At 36.2% G+C, this 21,909-nt stretch carries 22 protein-coding genes; 6 read left to right on the top strand and 16 right to left on the bottom strand.

Annotation, left to right across the window (positions count from 1 at the left end):
• Positions 1-315 precede the first annotated feature (315 nt).
• From murC to ABDZ84_RS12145, 7 genes are all read right to left on the bottom strand, one after another.
• A complete protein-coding gene (gene murC, locus ABDZ84_RS12175; RefSeq protein ID WP_166530842.1) occupies positions 316-1,617 on the bottom strand; it encodes a UDP-N-acetylmuramate--L-alanine ligase in 1,302 nt (433 codons plus the stop codon).
• Positions 1,618-1,751: 134 nt separating this feature from the next.
• Positions 1,752-2,873 carry a nicotinate phosphoribosyltransferase gene (locus tag ABDZ84_RS12170; protein ID WP_026681473.1) on the bottom strand — a complete coding sequence of 374 codons (1,122 nt, stop codon included), beginning with the start codon at positions 2,871-2,873 and terminating at the stop codon, positions 1,752-1,754.
• A gap of 89 nt (positions 2,874-2,962) precedes the next feature.
• Positions 2,963-5,332: a DNA translocase FtsK gene (locus ABDZ84_RS12165; protein ID WP_026681474.1), complete on the bottom strand. Its 2,370-nt coding sequence runs from the start codon at positions 5,330-5,332 to the stop codon at positions 2,963-2,965.
• Positions 5,333-5,499: 167 nt separating this feature from the next.
• Positions 5,500-6,102 carry a YtpR family tRNA-binding protein gene (gene ytpR / locus ABDZ84_RS12160; protein ID WP_211911295.1) on the bottom strand — a complete coding sequence of 201 codons (603 nt, stop codon included), beginning with the start codon at positions 6,100-6,102 and terminating at the stop codon, positions 5,500-5,502.
• A 21-nt stretch (positions 6,103-6,123) separates the two neighbouring features.
• Positions 6,124-6,930, bottom strand: a complete 807-nt coding sequence (locus tag ABDZ84_RS12155; protein ID WP_166530844.1) for a DUF1444 domain-containing protein — start codon at positions 6,928-6,930, stop codon at positions 6,124-6,126.
• Positions 6,931-7,062: 132 nt separating this feature from the next.
• Entirely contained in the window at positions 7,063-7,383 is a 321-nt protein-coding gene (locus tag ABDZ84_RS12150; protein WP_026681477.1) for a thioredoxin family protein, read from the bottom strand.
• 204 nt (positions 7,384-7,587) lie between these two features.
• Positions 7,588-8,100, bottom strand: coding sequence for a hypothetical protein (locus ABDZ84_RS12145; RefSeq protein ID WP_026681478.1), 513 nt, complete (start codon positions 8,098-8,100; stop codon positions 7,588-7,590).
• Positions 8,101-8,256: 156 nt separating this feature from the next.
• On the opposite strand from ABDZ84_RS12145, the gene ABDZ84_RS12140 reads away from it, so the two are divergent.
• A complete protein-coding gene (locus ABDZ84_RS12140; RefSeq protein WP_166530845.1) occupies positions 8,257-8,697 on the top strand; it encodes a YtoQ family protein in 441 nt (146 codons plus the stop codon).
• Between the two features lie 287 nt (positions 8,698-8,984).
• On the opposite strand, the gene ABDZ84_RS12135 is transcribed toward ABDZ84_RS12140, so the two are convergent.
• Positions 8,985-9,485 carry a DUF84 family protein gene (locus ABDZ84_RS12135; RefSeq protein ID WP_026681480.1) on the bottom strand — a complete coding sequence of 167 codons (501 nt, stop codon included), beginning with the start codon at positions 9,483-9,485 and terminating at the stop codon, positions 8,985-8,987.
• A gap of 27 nt (positions 9,486-9,512) precedes the next feature.
• A complete protein-coding gene (locus tag ABDZ84_RS12130) occupies positions 9,513-10,580 on the bottom strand; it encodes a M42 family metallopeptidase (RefSeq protein ID WP_026681481.1) in 1,068 nt (355 codons plus the stop codon).
• 177 nt (positions 10,581-10,757) lie between these two features.
• On the opposite strand from ABDZ84_RS12130, the gene ABDZ84_RS12125 reads away from it, so the two are divergent.
• On the top strand, positions 10,758-11,072 hold the full coding sequence (locus ABDZ84_RS12125; RefSeq protein WP_026681482.1) for a PepSY domain-containing protein: 315 nt from the start codon (positions 10,758-10,760) through the stop codon (positions 11,070-11,072).
• 91 nt (positions 11,073-11,163) lie between these two features.
• On the opposite strand, the gene ABDZ84_RS12120 is transcribed toward ABDZ84_RS12125, so the two are convergent.
• The gene (locus ABDZ84_RS12120; RefSeq protein WP_026681483.1) at positions 11,164-12,006 is read right to left on the bottom strand and encodes a YtnP family quorum-quenching lactonase; all 843 of its coding nucleotides are present in this window, start codon (positions 12,004-12,006) and stop codon (positions 11,164-11,166) included.
• 865 nt (positions 12,007-12,871) lie between these two features.
• Positions 12,872-13,525 (bottom strand): tRNA (guanosine(46)-N7)-methyltransferase TrmB, encoded by a 654-nt coding sequence (gene trmB, locus ABDZ84_RS12115; RefSeq protein WP_026681484.1) that lies wholly within the window; start codon positions 13,523-13,525, stop codon positions 12,872-12,874.
• A gap of 75 nt (positions 13,526-13,600) precedes the next feature.
• Between trmB and ABDZ84_RS12110 the strand changes: the two genes are divergently transcribed.
• Positions 13,601-13,888, top strand: coding sequence for a YtzH-like family protein (locus ABDZ84_RS12110; RefSeq protein WP_026681485.1), 288 nt, complete (start codon positions 13,601-13,603; stop codon positions 13,886-13,888).
• On the opposite strand, the gene ABDZ84_RS12105 is transcribed toward ABDZ84_RS12110, so the two are convergent.
• The 5 genes from ABDZ84_RS12105 to ABDZ84_RS12085 all read right to left on the bottom strand — a co-directional run bounded on the left by ABDZ84_RS12105 (position 13,875) and on the right by ABDZ84_RS12085 (position 18,655).
• Entirely contained in the window at positions 13,875-14,693 is an 819-nt protein-coding gene (locus ABDZ84_RS12105; protein WP_026681486.1) for a phosphotransferase family protein, read from the bottom strand. The two genes, ABDZ84_RS12110 and ABDZ84_RS12105, sit on opposite strands and share 14 nt — an antisense overlap.
• A gap of 110 nt (positions 14,694-14,803) precedes the next feature.
• A complete protein-coding gene (locus tag ABDZ84_RS12100; RefSeq protein WP_226983530.1) occupies positions 14,804-15,733 on the bottom strand; it encodes an NERD domain-containing protein in 930 nt (309 codons plus the stop codon).
• Complete coding sequence (gene thpR / locus ABDZ84_RS12095; protein ID WP_026681488.1) at positions 15,708-16,295, bottom strand: RNA 2',3'-cyclic phosphodiesterase; 588 nt, start codon at positions 16,293-16,295, stop codon at positions 15,708-15,710. Before thpR ends, ABDZ84_RS12100 begins: the two co-directional genes overlap by 26 nt.
• Positions 16,296-16,310: 15 nt before the next feature.
• On the bottom strand, positions 16,311-17,027 hold the full coding sequence (locus ABDZ84_RS12090) for a pseudouridine synthase (RefSeq protein ID WP_026681489.1): 717 nt from the start codon (positions 17,025-17,027) through the stop codon (positions 16,311-16,313).
• 11 nt (positions 17,028-17,038) lie between these two features.
• A complete protein-coding gene (locus tag ABDZ84_RS12085; protein ID WP_026681490.1) occupies positions 17,039-18,655 on the bottom strand; it encodes a putative polysaccharide biosynthesis protein in 1,617 nt (538 codons plus the stop codon).
• A 294-nt stretch (positions 18,656-18,949) separates the two neighbouring features.
• Here ABDZ84_RS12085 and ABDZ84_RS12080 point away from each other — a divergent pair, with 294 nt between their 5' ends.
• The 3 genes from ABDZ84_RS12080 to ABDZ84_RS12070 all read left to right on the top strand — a co-directional run bounded on the left by ABDZ84_RS12080 (position 18,950) and on the right by ABDZ84_RS12070 (position 21,782).
• Positions 18,950-20,218: a BaiN/RdsA family NAD(P)/FAD-dependent oxidoreductase gene (locus tag ABDZ84_RS12080; protein WP_343781660.1), complete on the top strand. Its 1,269-nt coding sequence runs from the start codon at positions 18,950-18,952 to the stop codon at positions 20,216-20,218.
• Positions 20,219-20,301: 83 nt separating this feature from the next.
• A complete protein-coding gene (locus ABDZ84_RS12075) occupies positions 20,302-20,499 on the top strand; it encodes a hypothetical protein (RefSeq protein ID WP_026681492.1) in 198 nt (65 codons plus the stop codon).
• Between the two features lie 107 nt (positions 20,500-20,606).
• Positions 20,607-21,782, top strand: coding sequence for a dicarboxylate/amino acid:cation symporter (locus ABDZ84_RS12070; protein ID WP_026681493.1), 1,176 nt, complete (start codon positions 20,607-20,609; stop codon positions 21,780-21,782).
• Positions 21,783-21,909: the final 127 nt, after the last annotated feature.

Below are 21,909 nucleotides of genomic sequence, written 5' to 3'. Positions count from 1 at the left end.
TTTACCCATTGTAAAAAAAGTCAACCTATTACTTATGACAAGAATTGTTGCACCTTCTCATAGCGGAGACGAGTTACGTAGACTCCTGCGGGATTAGCGCGAGCCGAAAATCCACTTTGCAACGTGTTCTTCTTTGCAAAGTTAGTTGAGGCCGTGCCCACGGAAAGCGAAGTAATTCGTCGGAGCATTGCCAATATACATCAAACATTTCAAAATAACTACTTGGCTTAACGCAGTCATTGCACTGATTTTATACTTTCTTAACTTATAAAAAAAGCGCCTGTTGCCAATGGCTCAGACACTTTTCCTTCTCTATTATTTAATTGTAAGTGTTTCTTCATAGGCTTGTTGAAATTTTTGTATATCTCCAGCACCCATAAATATTAACACACTATCTTCGTATTTTTTTAAAGCTTCTGTATGAGAAAGCTCTAAAATAGCGCTGTGATCAATCAATTTTTGAAGATCTTCAATCGTTAACTGACCAGTTTCTTCTCTTGCCGAGCCAAAAATATCACATAAATAAACGCGATCTGCTTGACTAAGACTGTCAGCAAATTCTTGTAGAAATGTTTTCGTTCTTGTAAATGTATGTGGTTGAAAAATAGCTACAACAGATTTATTCGGATACTTTTTACGAGCTGATTCAATGGTAGCGGTAATTTCTTTTGGATGATGCGCATAATCATCAATAAGTACTTGATTTCCAATTTTCTTTTCAGTAAAACGTCGTTTTACCCCACCGAAAGTGGCTAGTTGTTTGATACTCTCAGCGTCAATGCCTTCATAATGACAAATTGCCGTAACGGCTAACGCATTTAAGATATTATGGTCTCCGTACATTGGTATGGAAAAAGTATCATAATACGTATTACGAACAAATACATCAAATTCGGTACCATGATCCGTTTCTACAATATTCTGCGCCTGAAAATCATTCGTATCTGCAAATCCATAATATACGACCGGAACTTTTGCTTGGATTTGTTGTAATTGTTCATCATCACCACATGCAATTATTCCTTTCTTTACTTGGTCTGCCATTGATTGGAATGCTGCAAATACGTCATCAATACTAGTAAAGTAATCCGGATGATCAAAATCAATATTTGTCATGATTGCGTAGTCCGGTTCATATCGTAAAAAATGACGACGATACTCACATGCCTCAAACACAAAATATTTACTATCAACATGTCCCTTCCCTGTGCCATCTCCAATTAAATAAGATATCGGGAATGAACTATTTAACACGTGAGCAAGTAGTCCCGTTGTCGACGTCTTTCCATGAGCTCCTGTGACAGCAATGCTTGTATACTGTTTTAACCACTCACCTAAAAACTCATGATATCTATAAAACGTAACACCTTGTTTCTTTGCTTCCTTTATTTCTAAATGATCATCAGGGAATGCGTTTCCTGCAATGACTGTATAATCTTCTTTGATGTTGCTTTCTGAAAAAGGTAGAATGGGAATGCCTTTACTCTCCAATGCTTCCTGTGTAAAAAATCGCTTTTCTACATCTGATCCCTGCACATTTTCACCCGAATCGTAAAGAATTTGTGCAAGAGCACTCATTCCTGTTCCCTTTATACCAATAAAATGGTAAGTTGTCATAAAAGAACCTCCATATTGAACGTAAAAGGATTCAAAATCATCTCTTTATTTATATATTTTTTACAGCTATTTTTTCATTATAGCAAATCCCTCAGAGGAATAAAATAATAACCAAGAATTTCAATACATTCTAATTATTCTTTGCCATTTTCACCTATAAATGGTACTTTTTCTAAACGTGGGTTAGGGCGATAACGTCGACCTTCTTTTGCTTCAGGCGTACCATTCAGTAATACGTTATCTCCGGTAAAGCCGATATTAAGCTTTAATAAGCTTCTTCCTACGCCATACATATCTACTGGTACACCAAGTTCTTCAAATTGAACGATACGATCTTCTGTAAATCCACCACTAACCATTATTTTTACATGGGAATATCCTTCTTCATCTAATGCATTACGCAAAGCAAAAATTAACTCAGGATTTACTCCTCTTGGATCAAATGTCCCCATTAAATGGTGATTTCTTAAGAAATACTTATCTACAAGTGTACGAGAAGTATCCAATCGAACTGATTTTAATTCCTTACCAAACTCACTTGCCACTTTCAATGAATCCGTTATTACATCATTATTATAATCAACAAGTGCGGCTAAATCATCTTCTGGGAAAAGTTCATGGTAGGCTTTGCAAGCAGCTACAATATCGCCTCGAAACATTTGAATAAGTGCATGAGGCATTGTCCCCATCCCTTCTTTTCCCCACCATTCATTCATTGCATGTGTTGCTTGGGCAGTTGATCCTCCAATAAACGCGGCATAACCATCCCCAGCTTGCTGCGTATAGTGATCGTCCCGATCCCCCATAAAAATAACAGGTTTTTGCTTACCAGAAGTACGTGCAGCTTTTACCACATTGTATACATTCGTAGCGACAGATGTTCTTCTGGAAAGTATCCCGTCAATGATTCCCTCTAAAAAGCCAAATTGATGGTAGCCTCCAGAAACGGTTAATACAGATTCGAAAGGATGAATTTTATCTCCATCCTTTAATGAATGTATGTCTAATGTTTCAGGTTGATCCGCAAAGGTATGTAATAGTGCTATTGCTTCATCTGTCCCACATAGTACGGCATCCGACTTTTGAAAAAATTGCATGGTTACTTGATTATCAGGTAATTTCTTCTCCGCAATTTCTTTTGTTTTAAGAAAATAGACGGCAGAGAACCAGCCTTCTTTAATTCGTTCATCAAATTTAAACGTTTTATTTGTTAATCGTTTTATTTTCCCGTTTAACTTCTGCTCAATTTCCTTCATGATTTCGTTTTCTCCTTAAAATATATGATCACTATATCTAATCATATAAAAATTTCGCATAGGAAACAAGACTTACAAGTTTTACATTCCTATAGCATGTCTTCTACCTGTGACAAAGTAACCAACACTTCTCTAGGCTTACTACCATTCTGACCAGAAATTATACCACGATGTTCAAGTGTATCAATGAGTCTGGCTGCTCGATTATACCCAATTTTAAAATGACGCTGCAGCATGGAGGTACTTGCACCATTTTGCTCTAGCACAAATAATATAACATCTTGAAGAAGGTCATCCTCCTCTTCATCCATCGTAACTTGTTCTAGTAACTGTTCTTGCTCAAACAAATAATTCGGTTCTGCGATTCCTCTAACGTGATTTGTAACACGCTCAATCTCTTCATCTGAAACAAAGGGACCTTGAAGACGAATGCTTTTTCCTGCTCCATTTTCTATAAATAACATATCGCCTTTTCCTAGTAATTTTTCTGCTCCACTAGTATCTAAAATCGTTCGTGAATCCACCTGCGAAGAAACACTAAATGCAATTCGAGTTGGAATATTAGCTTTAATTAAACCAGTAATGACATCGACAGATGGACGTTGAGTAGCGAGAAGTAGATGAATGCCACAAGCTCTAGCTTTTTGGGCAATTCTGCTAATTGCATCCTCCACATCTTGTGGAGAAACCATCATTAAATCTGCTAACTCATCAATAACAATAACAATGAATGGCATTTTGTCTTGCTTACGATCCTGCTTAATCATTTTTTGATTGTATCGCTCAATATCACGCACACCTTCATGCACAAACTTCTCATAACGGTCTTCCATTTCTGCTACTGCCCATTTCAGTGCAGCTGTAGCTGCTTTTACATCTGTAATTACGGGCGAGACTAAATGAGGAATACCATTATATGGAGCGAGTTCAACCATTTTAGGGTCAATTAATAAAAATTTAACGTCTTCATGACTCGCCTTATACAATAAGCTGATTATCATGGTGTTTATACATACACTTTTTCCTGAACCTGTTGCACCAGCTATTAATCCATGTGGCATCTTTTGAATATTTGTAATAAGTGGTTGTCCTTCAATACTTAACCCTAATGCAATGGTTAATGGCGATAAACTTCGACTAAATGCTTCTGTTTCAAATATTGCTTGTAAGCCAACCATTTGTGCTTTTGGATTTGGAATCTCAATACCTATCGTATTCTTCCCTGGAATAGGAGCTTCAATTCGAATATCCTTTGCGGCCATATTAAGCTTTAAATCATCACTTAAATTTTTAACCTTACTTACCTTAACACCTAACTCCGGTTGCACCTCAAATCGAGTAACAGAAGGCCCCTGTGTTGCATTCACTACCCTGGCCCGTACATTAAAGTGTGTTAAGGTTTGTTCAAGTAACTTCTGCTGTCCTTCCATCCACCTTCGGTCATCTGCACCGGCTTTTTCTATATCATTTAGAAGGTAGTATGGTATACGATGCTCCTTATTATTTTTCTCAGGAGCTGTTGTTTTTATGATCTTCTCCTCTTGCTTTTGTTTTTGCTTTGATTTTTCAAATAAATTCTTTTTATCTCGTGGTGTCATCATAACATTGAACGGAACCGTCTTCACACTATCGCGATTTTGTTTTCGCTTTTCGGATCGTTTTATCTGTTTCTCAGGTTCTGGACGGCTATCTAATTCCTCTTTGTCATATGAATGATCTTGATTCTCTTGTTGTATGGAGTCATCTTGCACGATAAAATTCGATTCATCAACCTCATCCTGTTCGCGCAATAAATTTCGCTGTTCACCCTCGGCATCAGGCAGTTCTTTTTCTTTTAAAGGTGCTTCTGCTACAATTGACTCACTTTCATCGAACAGCTTTTGCTCCTCTCGACTGTTGTTTTCTTCCTTTCTTTGGTAGGCTGGTATATTCTCAACTTTTTTTTCTTCATGTCTTGGCCGAAAACCGTAGATTGGCGAAGGGACTTCAGTTGGGCGAAACGGTATATCTGGATCTTTTTTATACACCTTGTTCGCATTATGATTATTTTGCTTCTCTGATTTTTCACGTCGTTCAACCGAAACATGTTGACTTGTCCTGCTTTGACGCTTTCGCTGATAAGCTGGTACTTCTTTTGGCTGTTGTTCATTTACAGACTGATTGAATCGGCTAGCTTTTGTTGCTTTTCTTTGCGAATTCCGATTTTCTTCTGTTTTTGTACCTGTGATTCTCCCCGTATTATATAGTGTTCCTGTTTCTCTTACTTGCTTTCTGCTTGTCCTTTCTTCTACTCTGTCAGGAATGACTGGGAAGCGAAAAGATTTATTCGCAGGATATTGATACATCATTTTTGCCTCAAGATTACTTTTCTCAGCTGTACGGCTCTCTTCATGCTGTTTTTCTTCCTCTTCACTATCTGCAAAAAGACTCTTAATTTTTTTCTTCCAATTATCCCACACTTCAATTCACTCATTTCTATATCTATAAATCTAGTATTCCTTTATTGTAGCAGTTTTATTACGTTCATGGCAGGTTTATGTAATAAGCTAAGGCTTGGACTGTCCTCTTTTGCTTATATCTATCGAAAAAAACAACCTAAGTACTAACACAGGTTGTTTTTCTCTATTTACATTACGAATTCATTACCAACTTGATAATTATCTTCTAAAACATATATCCCCTTCTCCTTAGGGGCATTTGGTAATCCAAGTTCCTTTTGCGAGCATATCATACCATTCGAAGGAACACCTCGTAATTCTGTCGGTTTGATCTTCATTCCACTTGGCATCATTGCACCTACTTTTGCAACTACAACCTTCTGTCCAGCTTCCACGTTTGGAGCACCGCAGACAATTTGTAATGTTTCATTACCAACGTCCACTTTACAAACACTGAGTTTGTCAGCATTCTCATGTTGCTCCTTACTTTCTACATAACCAATTACAAACTTGGGACTTAAGTCAAAATTCAAATCATCATCTAAGTTAAGCTGACGAAACAACTGTTTCATTTCTGCTAAATTTTCTTCCGTTAACGTTATCTTTCCAGTTGAAAGAAAAGTAAAGTGCTGTGACGCATGAAAAATATTATAGCCAATTACTTTACCTGAATGATCTTTTATTCTTACAACATCACCATTCCTATCCGTTTTTATTTTCTCCCGGTCTCCTTCTTCCATAGGGATGATTAGCACATCACCAATTCCATTTAAGTTGTAAAAAACATTCATGTTCATCATCCTTTTCCATTTCTAATTCTTTTCTGGTTTGTTTTTGGCTAAGATAAAGATTGGCTCCAATGTCTTATCTTCATATATCATTGGAAGTGAAGTGATTGGGATTCTCCCTTCCGCAAAGAACTTCATAGTCATCTGTGCCAGAATATCATAGCCTGTTTTATTTTGAACATCTGTAATAATTAGTACGTCCTGATGAGGTACTGCAATTGCTAGTTCACCTTTACTATTAGCTTTCATTTCTTCCAAAAATGCTTCATTTAAAATTCTGCTAGCATCATAGCCATCCTGTGTTGCAATAAAATAAAAATCATTGCCTGCAACTTGATCTTCTTTATAATCAACTGGTAGTGAACGCAAATTAAATGTAGCAATTTCATCGATATGCTCTTTGGTCCAGCCTTCTTTATCGAGTAAGTCTTCGTCAATTAATCGATAGGACTTTCCTAAATCCAATGCATAAAACACACGTGTCTCAGCCGTATGATCTTTATATACTAGGTCAATTTCTGCTTTTGTAGTGGTTGGGAAAGAAGTTGAGCGAATCACTGGATAAATCTGTTTTTCCATTCCAGATAAGTGATGTTCCTCATTCATAATTCGCAATGCTTCTTTAATATGTTCCTCAAGCTCAACAATAGCTACTTCTCCACGTTGATTGTATTTTGCAACAACATTTGGTAACGTTATGGTCATTCCTTTTTTCGATTCTTTCCATTCAATACGAAATGTGTCTTTATCTCGATTATAAGAAGTGCGATACGCTTCATTAGCTAATCGCTCTTCCAAAATTTTTTTTAACTTCAAACTTGTCATTTTCATATGAATCCTCCTGACGTATTACACCCTCTTCCTATAAGAATGCTCCAATTACGTCTGCGATCTTAGACAACCTTTTATCATCTAGATAGCTTATACAAAAGAGGTTAAAATTTTTGGTTACGTTAACTAACTTTATTTATCACTGACTTCTTTTAGAAACTCGATAATTTCTTGTTTCGTTTTACGATCTTTACTTACAAATCTTCCCGTTTCTTTTCCGTCATTAAAGGCAATAAAACTTGGTATCCCAAAGATCGCATAATCTTGGCATATATCAATAAATTTATCTCTATCTACTTTTACGAATGAAAAGCTTGGAAATTCTGCCTCAATTTCTGGTAGTACTGGTTCGATAACGGTGCAATCAGGACACCATCCCGCTGTAAAATATAGAATAACATTTTCTTGTTTTATCCATTTTTTAAATTCCTCTTGTGACGCTAAAGTTTCCATTATATCAACTCCCACAATTATGATAGACTAGTTTATCGTTTGTTTCCAACATAATGTAACATATATGCAAGTAAGTGTATTGTAAAAGAGACTATACCAATAAGAAATAGTTCGTACCTTTACCTAAAACAGTAAATATGCAAACATATGGTATACTCAACTTATATTAAAATAATCCCGTTTCTTTTTCAATTAACAGTTGTTTTATTGTAAAGCAATGGACTTCGCTATTTTCATCATTGTCTCTGCATCCTCATCAAGGCCATTTTTATCTACATATGTGGTCACCTTAACACCACCTACACCGACCTGCAATTCAAATTTATTATCTTCCTCAGGTAAAACCCGAAAATATCCAAATCCGTTAGAATCAGAAAAAGATGATACGTTTAACGCATCTTTTTTCGTTGCAGCTGCAAAATTTAATGTACTTTTCGCATTTTCATTTGTGTTATGAAATACAATAAAGGTTTGATTCTTATCCTCTAGAATTAGGTTGCTCTCATCTTCATCTACAACTTCCATCCCATTTGGTAAATAGAATGATTTATTTCCTATCCCATAGTTCAAGGGTACTTTTTCTTTATTCTCAAAGGTTTCCTTCGTAATTTTCTCAGCTTCCTTGATAGCTTCTTGATCAGACTTCATACTGCAGCCACCGGTAATAAGAACTAATATAGATAAAAACACCACTAAAAAAGGTAGCTTTATCCTCATATAATTCCTCCTATTTCCTCCTATTTTTACACCATCTATCATACTATGGATAGAAACGAAAGTGAAACACGCTACGTTACCTTCGGTTGTTAAATTCTTTTCAATTGTTTTATTTTTGTATACGATAGTACTAAATCATGCAATGGAGGAGATATAATGGAACTAACCGTCTATTTAGCGGGGCAAATTCATGACAACTGGAGAGAGGAAGTAGAACAGCTAGCAACGAACAAAGGACTTCCTTTAACCTTTGTAGCACCTCAAACAAATCATGAACGTTCGGATAATATTGGAGACGACATTATAGGAAGACAGCCCAGTAAAGTACACAAAGATGAAGCCGCATCACGAATAAACAATTTCAGGACGCAAGTACTCATGGAAAAAGCAGATATAGTTATCGCTCTATTTGGTGAAAAATATAAGCAATGGAACACAGCTATGGATGCCAGCTATGCAATAACGTTAAATAAACCGACCATTATTATTCGACCAGAATCCCTAATACATCCATTAAAGGAGTTATCAGCGAAAGCAAATGTCACCGTTGAATCGATAGAACAGGCTTTAGAAGTCATTAATTATATATTTGAATAAAGTGAAACTTCAATCAGTGGAGGGTTGGTTTATCACCCACTGATTGTTAGGTGAACCAATCGGACATTTACTGCAGTTGAACCCTCACTTACCAATATTGGTAGTGGTTTTACTGTATTGCTTGAAGTGAAGGTTTTATATGCTGGATAAATCTTGCAAGCTTTCTTCATGCCTATCACTCGCTCATTACTGACGAAAGTCCAAGTCTATAGTTCGTGTCTGAATGGATGTCATCAAATGAAGATGGCTGTCGATAGTTTCGACAGCCTAAAGTTTGGATAGAGTTTTTATGCTTTATGGAATTCCCATTGCCCTCTTAATAAGGTTACTACATGAGAAAACATCGCTTGTCTAGTCATTAGGTAATTCGTGAAAACTCCAATTGCACCTTCCTTTTTACTTACGTCCTCCTTATTTGCATACGCGTCCATCAAATAGCCAAGCTCTTTACCTTCTGTCAATTCCGTTGCAAGTTCTTTAGGCAAAATAATTCTAGCACCACTAGCTGTATAGACAGTTTCTTCAGGAGTTACTAGTGCACCCCAATTACAAAGATAAAGCTGATCACCGATATACATTACGCCACCTTCAAGACCTATTCCAAAATTATTTGAGCCTTCTGCACAAGCAATGGCACGATTAATCGCTCCCTGTCTAGTCTCATCATCGGAAAATGGCTGTGCTGCCACATGAGATTGGACACGCTTCGATGTTACATAGCTTTCAGGAAAAACTTCTGTCACTGCTTTTAGCTTAGCAGGATTGCTTGATCCGACTGTAATATTCATGCTTTATCTCCTTTTTTATTATAACTATTATACAGATTGATGAATTTGATCTAATGTATTTTGGTCCGTTTGTTTAATTAGCTTTACTAATAATTCTTTAGCAGCTGCATAGTCATCAACGTGAATGATTGATGCTGACGTATGAATGTAGCGTGAGCAAATCCCAACAACGGCTGATGGCACACCATTATTTGCTAAATGTACACGCCCAGCATCCGTACCACCTTGAGAGATAAAGTATTGATATGGAATATTATTGCTTTCCGCTGTATCCAGCAAAAAGTTTTTCATTCCTTGATGGGTGATCATCGAACGATCAAAAATTCGTAACAATGCCCCTTCTCCCAGTTGACCAAATTCCTCTTTATTTCCAGAAGCATCGTTTGCTGGTGAAGCATCAAGTGCATAGAAAATATCTGGTTTAATCATATTTGCGGCTACTTGTGCACCTCTTAGCCCAACTTCTTCTTGAACAGTTGCCCCAGAAAATAAATGATTCGGTATCGTTTGACCTTGTAACTCTTGTAGTAATTCGATTGCTAAGCCACATCCATAACGATTATCCCAAGCCTTTGCCATAATTTTTTTGTCATTCGCCATTGGAGTAAAAGGAGTTAGCGGCACTATAGATTGCCCAGGCTTAATTCCAATTTTTTCAGCATCCTCTTTATCATCTGCTCCGATATCAATTAGCATATTCTTTATTTCCATTGGCTGCTTACGCTGTGCATCTGTTAGATTATGTGGTGGTATTGATCCAATGACACCTACAATTGGCCCATTATCTGTCATAATTTGAACTCGTTGAGCAAGTAATACTTGGCTCCACCATCCACCTAATGTTTGAAAGCGAATCATTCCATTTTTTGTAATTTGTGTCACCATAAAGCCTACTTCATCCATATGACCTGCTACCAATACTGTTGGACCTTCTCCTTTTCTCTCTCCAAAAATACCACCTAAGTTATCTTGAACAATATTATCTGCATATTTACTTAGTTCTTGTTTCATAAATTCTCGAACAAGCTTTTCATTGCCTGGTGCACCTTGCAATTCCGTTAAATTTTTAAAAAGTGTTAGCGTTTCCTGATTCATGTAAAATCCCACCCTTTGCTTTCTATGTACTATTAATAGTATAACGGAAGTTGTCTATCTGTTTCCACTATTGGCTCATGTCACTTTATTATTTTCTATTTTTTTTAGAATACGATATACTAGCATATGTAAAGATTAGTGATATAGATTCAAAATAATAGCAAGAGGTGAATAGAAATGGGTATGAAAAAAGCAGTTCTTGCAGCAGGGTTAGGTGTAGCAGTAGGGTACATTGCTAAACAACAAATTGATCAAATGCAAAAAATAACCCCGGAGAAAGCTTTAAAGCAAGCGAAAGAAACCTTTAAAAAACAAGGTCCTATAAGTGGTTCGTGGATCTATATGAAGCCACAAGAAATAGAGAAAAACGGTCTACTATACAGCGCCTATCGTGGTGGTGTAACACGTAACCTTGATGGGGAAAATAAACAGTATGAATTCTACGTAGATGTAGAAACAGGTGCTGTTATTGACTCTGTACAAACTGCCTAGAACAGGTGTCTACAAGTTACAACTCGATACTTACTTAATCAAAAAAAGCTGCTGAACATAAGTGCAGCTTTTTTGATTGTGTCGTGTATTTTTAGCTATTTCGTTTTATTTTGTCAACGGCATTACCTGCTTCGTCATACTTAATGGCTCTGTAATATGCGTCATGGTAAAACGTATACCAAGCGCGCTTTCCATATCCAATATCCATCCACTTTTCTTTTTGATGAACGGAAGTAACCGGATAATCATCATAGGCTAGCGCCCATAATTTATTTTGATGCGCATGTGTTGGCATAATATCTGCCATATGAATAAAACAAGAATCGCCGTCTTCGAAGACAATAATACTATGTCCCTCGCTATGTCCACCAGTATGAATCATCTTTAACCCAGGAATGAGTTCTATTTCAGTTGCAAACGGTTGTACTTGATGAACTATTGACTCCCAGTTCTTTTTCCAATATGTATTCACAGATCGTATATTTGGATTTTTCATTTCATTCCATTCTAGCTTCGACGTATAGATAGTTGCATTGTTAAAAACTGGTTCATATGAATCTCCTTTTACCTTTGTTAGTCCACAAGCATGATCAAAATGAAGATGTGTCATTAGTACTGCATCTATATCATCGACTGATAATCCAATTTCTGCTAAGGACGCATCTATATTTGATTGCTCCATTACACCGAAATTACGCATCTGTTTATCCGTTAGTTTATGATAGCCCAAACCGCTATCAATTAAGAATTTTTTATTATCAATTTCTACTAGAATCGGATCTGTTCGTAATTCAATCTGGTTTTGGTTGTTATAGGGATATTTCTTACTCCATAATACTTTTGGTACTACACCAAACATAGCCCCACCGTCCAAATAATTTACTCCACCTTGAAGCCATGTTAATGTCGCTCTTCCTACCTTAAGCCTTTCCACCACTTATCTCCCCTTTTTTATAGTTTTAGTTTAGCAAAACGTTGAACAAAATCGCAAACGCTATCATTTTAAAAAATGACATCGTATGACAGATTGTAAGCTATTGCCTTGTCCCTAATCTCTTAAAGCGTCGTTAATGGCTTTCAAAATTTCAGCACAGCATGCTATATACAATAAAGCATTTAAGCAAAGGCAAAGTAGCCTATTTTGCTCGGAGTTTCGTTATCTTATTTTCTTTTTGTGACATTAGAACGATTCATTTATGACGAGCAATCAACTACGCTATTTCCAGAGTAGCTATGACTCATCCTTTCCAGTTATTCATTTTTTCTTCGATTAAACTCTTTTGTCCGTGCTTTCGCCATACAAGAACAAAAGAGCAAGTGCCCGAATAGAAGGGTAGTGACTGGAACGAGTCAACGGAGATAAAGGAAGCACGATGAACTTGTGAGCCGATGATGACTTAGATTAGGGTGATTCGTGAAGTCGCCCTCGTTTCTGGGCGCTGGAGCTGCTGCAACTCAACACGCCCATATGGATCCACATGGGCAAATTTTATATTTTCCTAAACAATAATTATGAGGATCGGACAAAACACAACTTCTTTACTCAAAATACGAATAATCATGTTATCAATAGGAGTATCATCACCGCACCGTGAAACTATACGCGCTTTCCCCGGGTACAGTCTCAGCTAACTTGGTAAAGAAAAACACGTTACCAAGTGGATCTTCGGACTCGTGCTGTTCCCGCTGGAGTCTCGCTTATTTCAGGTGCTAAATGAATGATTCTGATCAAAAAACGAACGATAATTAATTCCAACCTAATCATCGTTCGTTTATTATTGTTGCTTCATTATTTTGTCTCAGTTCCTATTTTTATTGCTAATTGAAGCACGGCAACGATAAATCGGTTGACCCTTTGCCGAGAATTTTTCTTCATATTCAGTCATTCTATTTGTTGGATCATCAATGGAATGCAGATCTAAATTTACTTCCGAAAGTACAAATCCATATTGTGAAAAACTCATTAATGAATATTCGAATAACCCCATATTATCTGTTTTTAACACAATCTCACCTAATGGATCTAGTATCTCCTGATACTTTTCTAAAAACGTATGGTACGTTAATCTTCGCTTTTCATGCCTGTTTTTCGGCCATGGATCAGAGAAGTTTAAATAAATCGTTGCAACTTCATTTGCTGAAAACAAGTCTATTATATTTGCAGCATCTTCGTTTACTAACAAAACGTTTGGCTGCTTTGATAGTATTACTTTTTGAGCCGCCGTTACAATAATGCTTTTAGCAAGCTCTATTCCAATAAAGTTTATCTCTGGAAACTGTTTAGCCATCTCTGAAATAAATTGGCCCTTTCCAGTGCCGATTTCAACGTGAATAGGATTACGATTACCAAAGAGTTCATGCCAATTATTTTTATGCGACGAGGAATTTGGTATCACAATATGTGAGTTTTCCTGCAAAAAATCATCAGCCCAAGGTTTATTTCGTTGACGCATTTTCTTCCTCTCTTTCTGTAGTTAAAAGTATAGAAAAAGAAATATGAACGATACTAAGATCTGAGGTGATCGAGGATGACATTAAACGTAAACAATCAACTAACATTACTGAAGGACCTTTTAGACGAACAAAAGCTCGACTGCTGTGGGAATGTTTCTGAATATCAGCAAATAACACGAATTGTACAATCTCTTATGAATAACTCAAATGTAACAGACAAACAACTGATGCAGTTACTTCCAGAAATTCATTATTATGGAAAAGAAGGAGAGAAGACACAGGATATTGAACAGCATATTACTGCCAATAATGATAACTTGAATAATTGGATAAATGCAATACACCAATCTAATTTAAATTAAATGCAACAATATGATCGTTTAATTCTTTTAAATCCTGTAATCTTTCATGTACTTTACTAATTTCTTTTCTTTCAACATGCCAACAAACATAATGTAGAGCATCAAGTAATAAATACCAGTACATCCGTTCAATTAGACGATTATCACTAGTAATTCCATAGTTCCGCAGCCATTCATCCCAATTCTCTTTTGGAATATACCATTTCAAAACCATACCATAATCCGTCACTGGGTCTGCAATCAATGCGTTATCCCAATCAATTAGATAGAGGTTGCCTTCATCAGTAAGTAAAACATTATTGTGGTTTAAGTCACCATGACAAACCACAAGTTTTTGTTCTCTTGTGATCGGTAATAATTTCTTTAAATATACCAGTGCTTTTTGTACGTATTCGTTTGTCTTTAATAAATCTGTATATTCTAATCTCTTTAATATATTTAAATAGCTTTCATCTGATGTAACTGGTTTTTTCCCCAGTCGCATAAGCATGTGTAATAACTCTGATGAATGGTGAATTTTCCGTAGCAATGCAGCAACATCTGTATGTTGCATTTCTGCAGGTTTTAATTCTCTACCCTCAAGCCATTCCTGCGCTGTTATCACATCACCATTTTCCATCCGTTTTGTCCAAATTAGCTTTGGAACAATGCCTTCTGCTGAGAGTACAGCTAAAAATGGTGAAGAATTTCTTTTCAAAAACAGTCGTTGATCGTTCTTCGTTGCTAGATAAGCGTCTCCAGTTAACCCCCCAGCTGGAGTCACTTGCCACTCGTTACCTAGAACTCGCTTCAGCCAGTCCACCATAAATTCCTCACATCTTTCAAAATTTAGCGTTCAATAATACATTTTATCGATATTTATACAAAAATACAAATATGTGAATAGTTTATCATGTAGTAATCAATCCTACCACATCAAAGCTCATCATCGGCAAATTCAAAGGTTGTTTGCTCTTCTTCCCATTCTGGACGTTTCACAGAGGTTGTTTGACAATGATTTAATAACGCCTCTGCTACTTTCAGCTGTCTGTTTTTTAATGGGGAAGAAAGGGTTCTTTTATCCTGAAACCACTGTTCGTACTGCTGTCTACCAATAATCTTTGTTTGAAACGGCTCCTCTGAAAAAATAATATTATTCGTTTTGGATAATACTGTCTTTTGTATGGGAAAATCTATCTTATTATAATTAAGAACGCTCTTGACAATTTGTTCCGTTCGCTTCAAAGGAATATGCGGGTTTAAAACCTTACGTTGTTCATCTTCATCTGTTACGGTCCAAGTTCGTTCATCACCAGCCATTATCGTAGTTCCTATCCCCTCATCCATTAAATAGATGATTTCAACACCAATTGGGCTTATCAGGATAATTTCGCCATCTACTGGTGCTTTTTTAATATTAAAGATAGGATAATACATAATTAAATAAGTATCCGGAAATCGCTGAAGAAAATATTTAATTTCTGGATCACTCGCATAAGACTTATCGATGAATGAAAGGTCAGTTACAGTAGAAGTTGCCCATTTCAGCTGAATTTGTAGGAGTCTATCAAGAAAAAATTGCTTTAACTCTATCTTAGAATTTGGTAATGAAGATGTTTCATCCTGCACATTTAGCTCCTCAACCTGCTCCTTTTTCTTCCAAATCTTCCATTTAGGAGAGCGAGAGATCTCTTCTGTTGTATGTATGTCTATTTCGGTCATTTCTTCTCTTTTTAACCAGAGTGCATTCAGCTTTTGCCAATTATCCTGCTTCAGTCGGATAAATTGACTAGGATAACGATATGCATTCCATTCGTAGCGTGAGATATAATCCTGAAGTTTAATTAATTGAGCCAGAATCCTCACCTCCAATTCCATTAAAGCTAGCAACGATTTTATATTTAGGCATTTCTTTAGGATAAATACGAAACAACCCTATTTTATCGATAAGAAAAGGCTGTTTTTCTGTGTATGTAGCTTTCACGGTAGCTAATGTTTTCGCCATTCCAGTCGAACCTGTCCATTTTTTTGCTAATGTTATATGCGGTACAAAATCACGCTTTTCCTTAGAAAAGCCAATCTGTTCAACAGCTTTTTCAACCTGCTCCTGCAATTTTTTGAGACGATCAGTTAGTTCTACATCCGCATAAAGGACTCTAGGTTGCGTTTTCGATCCAAATGCTCCAACGCCACCTACCTGTGTGTTAAACGCTTGAAAAGAATGAAGCTCTTCTAATACTTGTATTAAGGCCTGTAATTTTTTATCGGCTACTGGCCCTAAAAACTTTAATGTAACATGCAAATCCTGCCTGTGAGGCCATTGCTTATATGATAATTGCTCCATTAAATTTTCCTGCAACATAGAAAAATAATTTTGCAGATGGGTCGAAAGCGGAATGGCAATAAAATAATGTGGTTGTTCAGTCATCCTAAACTCCTCCAATTATTTTTTCAAGCTGAGGCAATATCCTAGTTCTTCCTTAGACAATTCACGATATGATCCTACTCTTAAAGCATCATCCAGCTTTAGCCTTCCCATTTGTTTTCGTTTTAAGTAAATAACTTCTTTATTAACAGCCTGAAACATCCGTTTCACTTGATGAAACTTTCCTTCTGTAATTGTAATTTCTACTTCAGAGATATCATCCGTTTGAAGTATGTTTAGGTTTGCTGGCATAGTCATATAGCCATCCTCTAATTGAATGCCATTACTAAATTTGATATGGTCTTGTTCCGTTACCCTTCCTTTAATCTTGGCGTAGTAGACCTTATCAACCTTTTTCTTTGGTGAAAGCAAATGGTGGGCTAAGTCTCCATCATTTGTAAGTAATAATAACCCCTCTGTATCCTTATCTAATCTACCAACAGGAAATGGCTTATAATGTTGAAACTCATCTGTCAATAAGTCGATCACTGTTTTTTGTCGTTTATCCTCAGTTGCAGAGATTACTCCAGGAGGTTTATGCATCATGATATAGATGTTTGGTTTGTAGTGAACCGTATTACCATCTACTTTTATTTGATCCATAGTGGGATTAATATGTTTGCCGCCATCTCTAATCACAGTATCATTTACTGTAATGCGCTTTTTCTTTAGCAACACTTTCACTTCTTTTCGACTACCAATCCCAGTATTGGCCAACAATTTATCAAGTCGCATTAGTCCTCCTCCTATCTACGAAATAATTTATCCAATACACGTACTCGTTTTCCTAAAACTCTTTCCAGTAATGTCGAATGATAAGCGAACCATAAGTAAACACTACCACCAACGATAACACAAATGGTAAGAATTATCGCAAGCCCCCATCTTCCATTAGGAATCACCATTCCTAACAACGCTTTGAGTATGAGGATGCAAACACTCATAATAATGGCAAAGATTCCAATTAAGATAGTTCGTTTAATTAGTTGCTTATAAGAAAAATCAATCGAACTACGTATCCGCCATAGATTCAAACTGACCGCTATACCGGCAGCTAAAGCTGTTCCAAAAATGGCCCCCTTAGCACCAAATACATAAATAAGTTGTATATTAAAAAGCACCTTAACAAGTAGTCCTGCTAACAAACTAACAACTGCAAAACGCTGTTGGTTTATCGCTTGTAGTACTGATGATGTTACACTAAATAATGCGAAGAACAGAGCCACTGGTGCATACCATGCTAACAGTGGACCTGAAATAGCTAATTTGTCTAATTCTCCAAATAATGTTCCATATGCCTCATCTGAAAGTAATGAAAGACCAACAACAGCTGGAATAACAAGTACCATAATAATTTGTAAGGCCTGGTTAATTTGTTTCGTTAATAACTCCGAATTATTTTGTGTATATGACTTGGTTAATTCAGGAAGAATGGCAAGTGACAAGCCAGTAGCAAGTGTTATCGGAATAATGACCAATTTATGACCATAGAAGTTGATTACAGAATATGTGAATTCCCATATTTCCTTATTACCACTTGCTACCATAGACCGTTCAAAAGTAAACTGGTCAACCAATTGATATAATGGTATAGCTAATCCTACTAATACAAATGGTCCTGCATATCTAAATAGTTCTAAGAACAGATCTTTCTTAGGTATATCATATGAATATGTTTGCTGCTCAATTTGTTTATATAGATGAGATTTTCTTTTATTCCAATAAATCCACAATACGAGACATGAAGCTACTGCACCAAGAAAAGCAGCAAAGGTTGAAAAGCCAACCGCCGCTAGTTCGGATCCATTTAGTATCTTTAAAATAATAAATGAGCCACCTAAAAGAAACACAATACGTACGATTTGCTCCATTACTTGTGATATTGCAGTAGGCCCCATGGAATTATGTCCTTGAAAAAAACCTCGGACAATACTCATAACTGGGATAATTATTAAAGCAAAACTTACCATACGTATGACAAAGGCAACATCAGAGACAGTAATATTAGCTGGGTCATCACTGGTAATCATTCCACTTGCTAACCACTCTGCGCTGAAAAACATTGCTAAAAACGCAAATATACCAGTGACCATCATCATAGTCATAGCGGTTCGAAACATTCTCATACCCGTTTCATAATCTCCAACCGCATTGTATTTTGATACAAATTTAGACACCGCTAACGGAACACCAACTGTCGATAGGCTAATAAATATACTATACGGTGTATATGCGTAAGCAAATAACGTACCACCACTTGGACCTACTAAAGCGTTGAAGGGAACAACATATATCATTCCTAAGAATTTAGATAAAAAAGAAGCTCCCGTTAATAACATCGTTCCTCGGACAATATTTGACATTATTTCACCTGCATTTATTTACATTTGATATAAATTTCGAAACACTCATTATTTGATTATAACGAAATTGCTTATTAGATAAAAAGAATCATATGGACTATTTTATCACATTTAAAGGTTTATACTTATGTATATATGACTATACAACCATCTTTTTACACTGATATAGGCACTGAGCAACTTACATTTGTACTAATTTCTTCACATATTGTATGGGAGATCTGCAATTAGAAAACGATAATTGTTTGTACTTGTTTAACGTGTTAATATACATACGGAAAGGAATGAAAAAAATTGTCCTATGATGTAATTGTTATTGGTGGTGGACCTTCAGGGTTAATGGCGGCAATTGCTGCAGCTGAATCAGGTGCACAAACACTTTTAATAGAAAAAGGAAAGAAATTAGGAAAAAAACTTGCTATTTCAGGTGGCGGCAGATGTAATGTAACGAATCGTCTACCTCAGGAAGAAGTCATTAAGCATATACCAGGCAATGGAAAATTTTTATTTAGTGCTTTCTCCGTTTTTAATAATTATGATATTATTGAATTTTTTGAAGGATTAGATGTTCCGTTGAAGGAGGAAGACCATGGAAGAATGTTCCCTGTCTCTAATCAGTCAAAAACTGTGGTGAACGCATTATTAAAACAATTGGATGACCTTAACGTGGTAGTTCGATTAGAAACGCCTGTTAAAGCTATTCATTATGAAGAAAATAACCACAGCGTCATTTTAAGAGACGGTACAAAAGTACAAACGAAAAGTGTAGTTATTGCCGTTGGTGGGAAGGCAGTACCCCATACTGGATCAACGGGAGACGGATATGCATGGGCAAAAAAAGCTGGTCATACAATAACAGAACTTTATCCAACAGAGGTTGCATTAACATCTAATGAACCTTTTATACAGAATAAAGCTCTTCAAGGTCTATCTTTACGTGATGTTAAGTTATCTGTACTTAATCAAAAGAATAAGCCGATTATTAGCCATCAAATGGATATGATCTTTACTCATTTTGGGATCTCAGGTCCTGCAGTACTAAGATGCTCTCAATTTGTTGTAAAAGAGTTAAAAAAGGGAAGAACTGCTGTTCCAATGATTATTGATGTATTGCCACATGAATCGGAACAAATAATTGTAGATAGAATATTACGTAATGTGGAGATGAATCCTAAAAAATCCTTTAAAAATATCTTAAAAGGGATAGCTCCAGAACGATTTATTTTATATCTGCTAACTAAACATCAGATTAAAGAAGATCAAAGAGCAGGGTCACTGTCTAAGCAAACCATTCGACAACTTATACATGATCTTAAACAGTTTACCTTTACAGTTCATGGTTCTTTACCTCTTGATAAAGCATTTGTGACAGGAGGCGGTGTCTCAATTAAAGAAATTGTTCCAAATACAATGCAGTCAAAAATAATGGAAAGACTTTATTTCTGTGGCGAAATTCTTGATATACACGGTTATACCGGCGGTTATAATATAACTTCAGCTCTAGTAACTGGAAGATTAGCTGGATTAAACGCGGCCATTGAGTCTGGACATGTTGGTAGTTGATTCCTTGCATTATTTAAGACAAGTAGATCAATCTAATATTGTCTGCGTTTTAACTATAAGGATCTTAGAAAGGGTTGGTTTAAATGCAAAAAAATGGAATGTGGTTACCGATTATTGCCTCTGTAGGTGTAGGAGCAGCAACGTATTATACGATGACTAAAAATAATCAAAATCTTGGACAGACCATGCAGAAAATGATTCCGTTTGTTTCGCAAATGACAAAATCAAATAATGGAAATTCTAGTAATTCCCAACAATTAGGTCCTTATGGGATGAGCTAAACAGACAAAAGCGTACCAACAAAATTGGTACGCTTTTTTTAAATTTAGTTTTACTATCAATTATAAATTGTGTAAAATAGGGGGTATTACAAAAGGGAGGGGAATCAGTGAAAGGTTTTGGATTACTACTAAGAATACTAATAGCAATCCTACTAGGTATTGCCGTTGGGTCATTTGCTAATGACTGGTTTATTCGCTTGTTTGCTACTTTTAACGACCTATTTGGGAACTTTCTTGGTTTTATAATCCCATTAATTATTCTAGGCTTTATAGCGCCTGGAATTGGTTCAATGGGGCGTGGTGCAGGTAAATTACTTGGACTAACTGGTATTATTGCTTACTCATCTACAGTTATTGCTGGCATTTTAGCATTTCTTGCAGCAAAAATGTTATATCCTTTAATGCTGAACAATCAATCGTTACAATCCTTTACAGATCCATCAGAAGGTCTTAGTGAAGGGTTTTTCCAAGTAGCTATGCCACCACCAATGGAAGTAATGACAGCACTTCTTCTTTCATTTGTAATTGGCCTTGGAATTGCTGCGATAAAAGGAGATGCATTATATAATATTACAAAGGATTTTCGTAACATTATTCATATAGTTATTGAAAAAGTAATTATTCCATTACTTCCATTTCATATTTTTGGAATATTTGCCAATATGACTGCAGCTGGGCAAGTAAGTACGATTCTAGCAGTTTTTGCTAAAGTGTTTGTTATGATAGTTATACTTCACATATTGTATTTAACTATTCAATATACAATAGCGGGAACAATGAGTAAACAAAATCCATTTAGTATGTTGAGAAGAATGGTGCCAGCATATTTCACAGCATTGGGAACACAGTCTTCAGCAGCTACTATTCCTGTTACACTAAAGCACACAAAAACTCTAAAAGTACGTGAAGGCATTGCAGATTTCACGGTTCCTTTACTAGCAAACATTCATTTGTCTGGAAGTACTATTACAATAGTTAGCTGTGCGTTAGCTGTTATGTTTTTGCAGGGGGATGCTGTTAGTTTCGCTACCATTGTTCCATTTATTTTAATGCTAGGGATAACAATGGTTGCTGCACCAGGAGTTCCAGGAGGAGCAGTTATGGCTGCAATTGGATTATTAGAAAGCATGCTTCATTTTGGTCCAACTATGGTTTCGTTAATGATCGCATTATACTTAGCTCAAGATAGCCTTGGAACAGCTTGTAACGTCACTGGAGACGGAGCAATAACCTCTATCACTAATTCATTAAGTAGAAAATCAAAACGAGCGAATATATCATAATAACAACTTAACGACCTGAGTCGATCGACTCAGGTCGTTTCATCTAAATAATTCCATAAGAAAAACGGAGCAAAATTCGCTCAGTCCTTATCACTACATGCTCAGATTTACGCTTCCTCTAGTAGCT

Origin of the sequence: Virgibacillus salarius, assembly GCF_039521925.1 — a bacterium.
In the GTDB taxonomy this organism is placed as follows: Bacteria; Bacillota; Bacilli; order Bacillales; family Amphibacillaceae; genus Virgibacillus; species Virgibacillus salarius.
This window is presented reverse-complemented; position numbering and strand designations above follow the sequence as displayed.

Bases quoted from the DNA above. Each gene is read 5' to 3' on its own strand.
- ABDZ84_RS12130 (WP_026681481.1), bottom strand. From the start codon at position 10,580: ATGAATCAGGAAACGCTAACACTTTTTAAAAATTTAACGGAATTGCAA.
- ABDZ84_RS12170 (WP_026681473.1), bottom strand. From the start codon at position 2,873: ATGAAGGAAATTGAGCAGAAGTTAAACGGGAAAATAAAACGATTAACA.
- ABDZ84_RS12145 (WP_026681478.1), bottom strand. From the start codon at position 8,100: ATGAGGATAAAGCTACCTTTTTTAGTGGTGTTTTTATCTATATTAGTT.
- ABDZ84_RS12135 (WP_026681480.1), bottom strand. From the start codon at position 9,485: ATGAATATTACAGTCGGATCAAGCAATCCTGCTAAGCTAAAAGCAGTG.
- murC (WP_166530842.1), bottom strand. From the start codon at position 1,617: ATGACAACTTACCATTTTATTGGTATAAAGGGAACAGGAATGAGTGCT.
- ABDZ84_RS12110 (WP_026681485.1), top strand. From the start codon at position 13,601: ATGACATTAAACGTAAACAATCAACTAACATTACTGAAGGACCTTTTA.
- ABDZ84_RS12090 (WP_026681489.1), bottom strand. From the start codon at position 17,027: ATGCGACTTGATAAATTGTTGGCCAATACTGGGATTGGTAGTCGAAAA.
- thpR (WP_026681488.1), bottom strand. From the start codon at position 16,295: ATGACTGAACAACCACATTATTTTATTGCCATTCCGCTTTCGACCCAT.
- ABDZ84_RS12140 (WP_166530845.1), top strand. From the start codon at position 8,257: ATGGAACTAACCGTCTATTTAGCGGGGCAAATTCATGACAACTGGAGA.
- ABDZ84_RS12075 (WP_026681492.1), top strand. From the start codon at position 20,302: ATGCAAAAAAATGGAATGTGGTTACCGATTATTGCCTCTGTAGGTGTA.
- ABDZ84_RS12085 (WP_026681490.1), bottom strand. From the start codon at position 18,655: ATGTCAAATATTGTCCGAGGAACGATGTTATTAACGGGAGCTTCTTTT.
- ABDZ84_RS12125 (WP_026681482.1), top strand. From the start codon at position 10,758: ATGGGTATGAAAAAAGCAGTTCTTGCAGCAGGGTTAGGTGTAGCAGTA.
- ABDZ84_RS12155 (WP_166530844.1), bottom strand. From the start codon at position 6,930: ATGAAAATGACAAGTTTGAAGTTAAAAAAAATTTTGGAAGAGCGATTA.
- ABDZ84_RS12105 (WP_026681486.1), bottom strand. From the start codon at position 14,693: ATGGTGGACTGGCTGAAGCGAGTTCTAGGTAACGAGTGGCAAGTGACT.
- ABDZ84_RS12150 (WP_026681477.1), bottom strand. From the start codon at position 7,383: ATGGAAACTTTAGCGTCACAAGAGGAATTTAAAAAATGGATAAAACAA.
- ytpR (WP_211911295.1), bottom strand. From the start codon at position 6,102: ATGAATGTTTTTTACAACTTAAATGGAATTGGTGATGTGCTAATCATC.
- trmB (WP_026681484.1), bottom strand. From the start codon at position 13,525: ATGCGTCAACGAAATAAACCTTGGGCTGATGATTTTTTGCAGGAAAAC.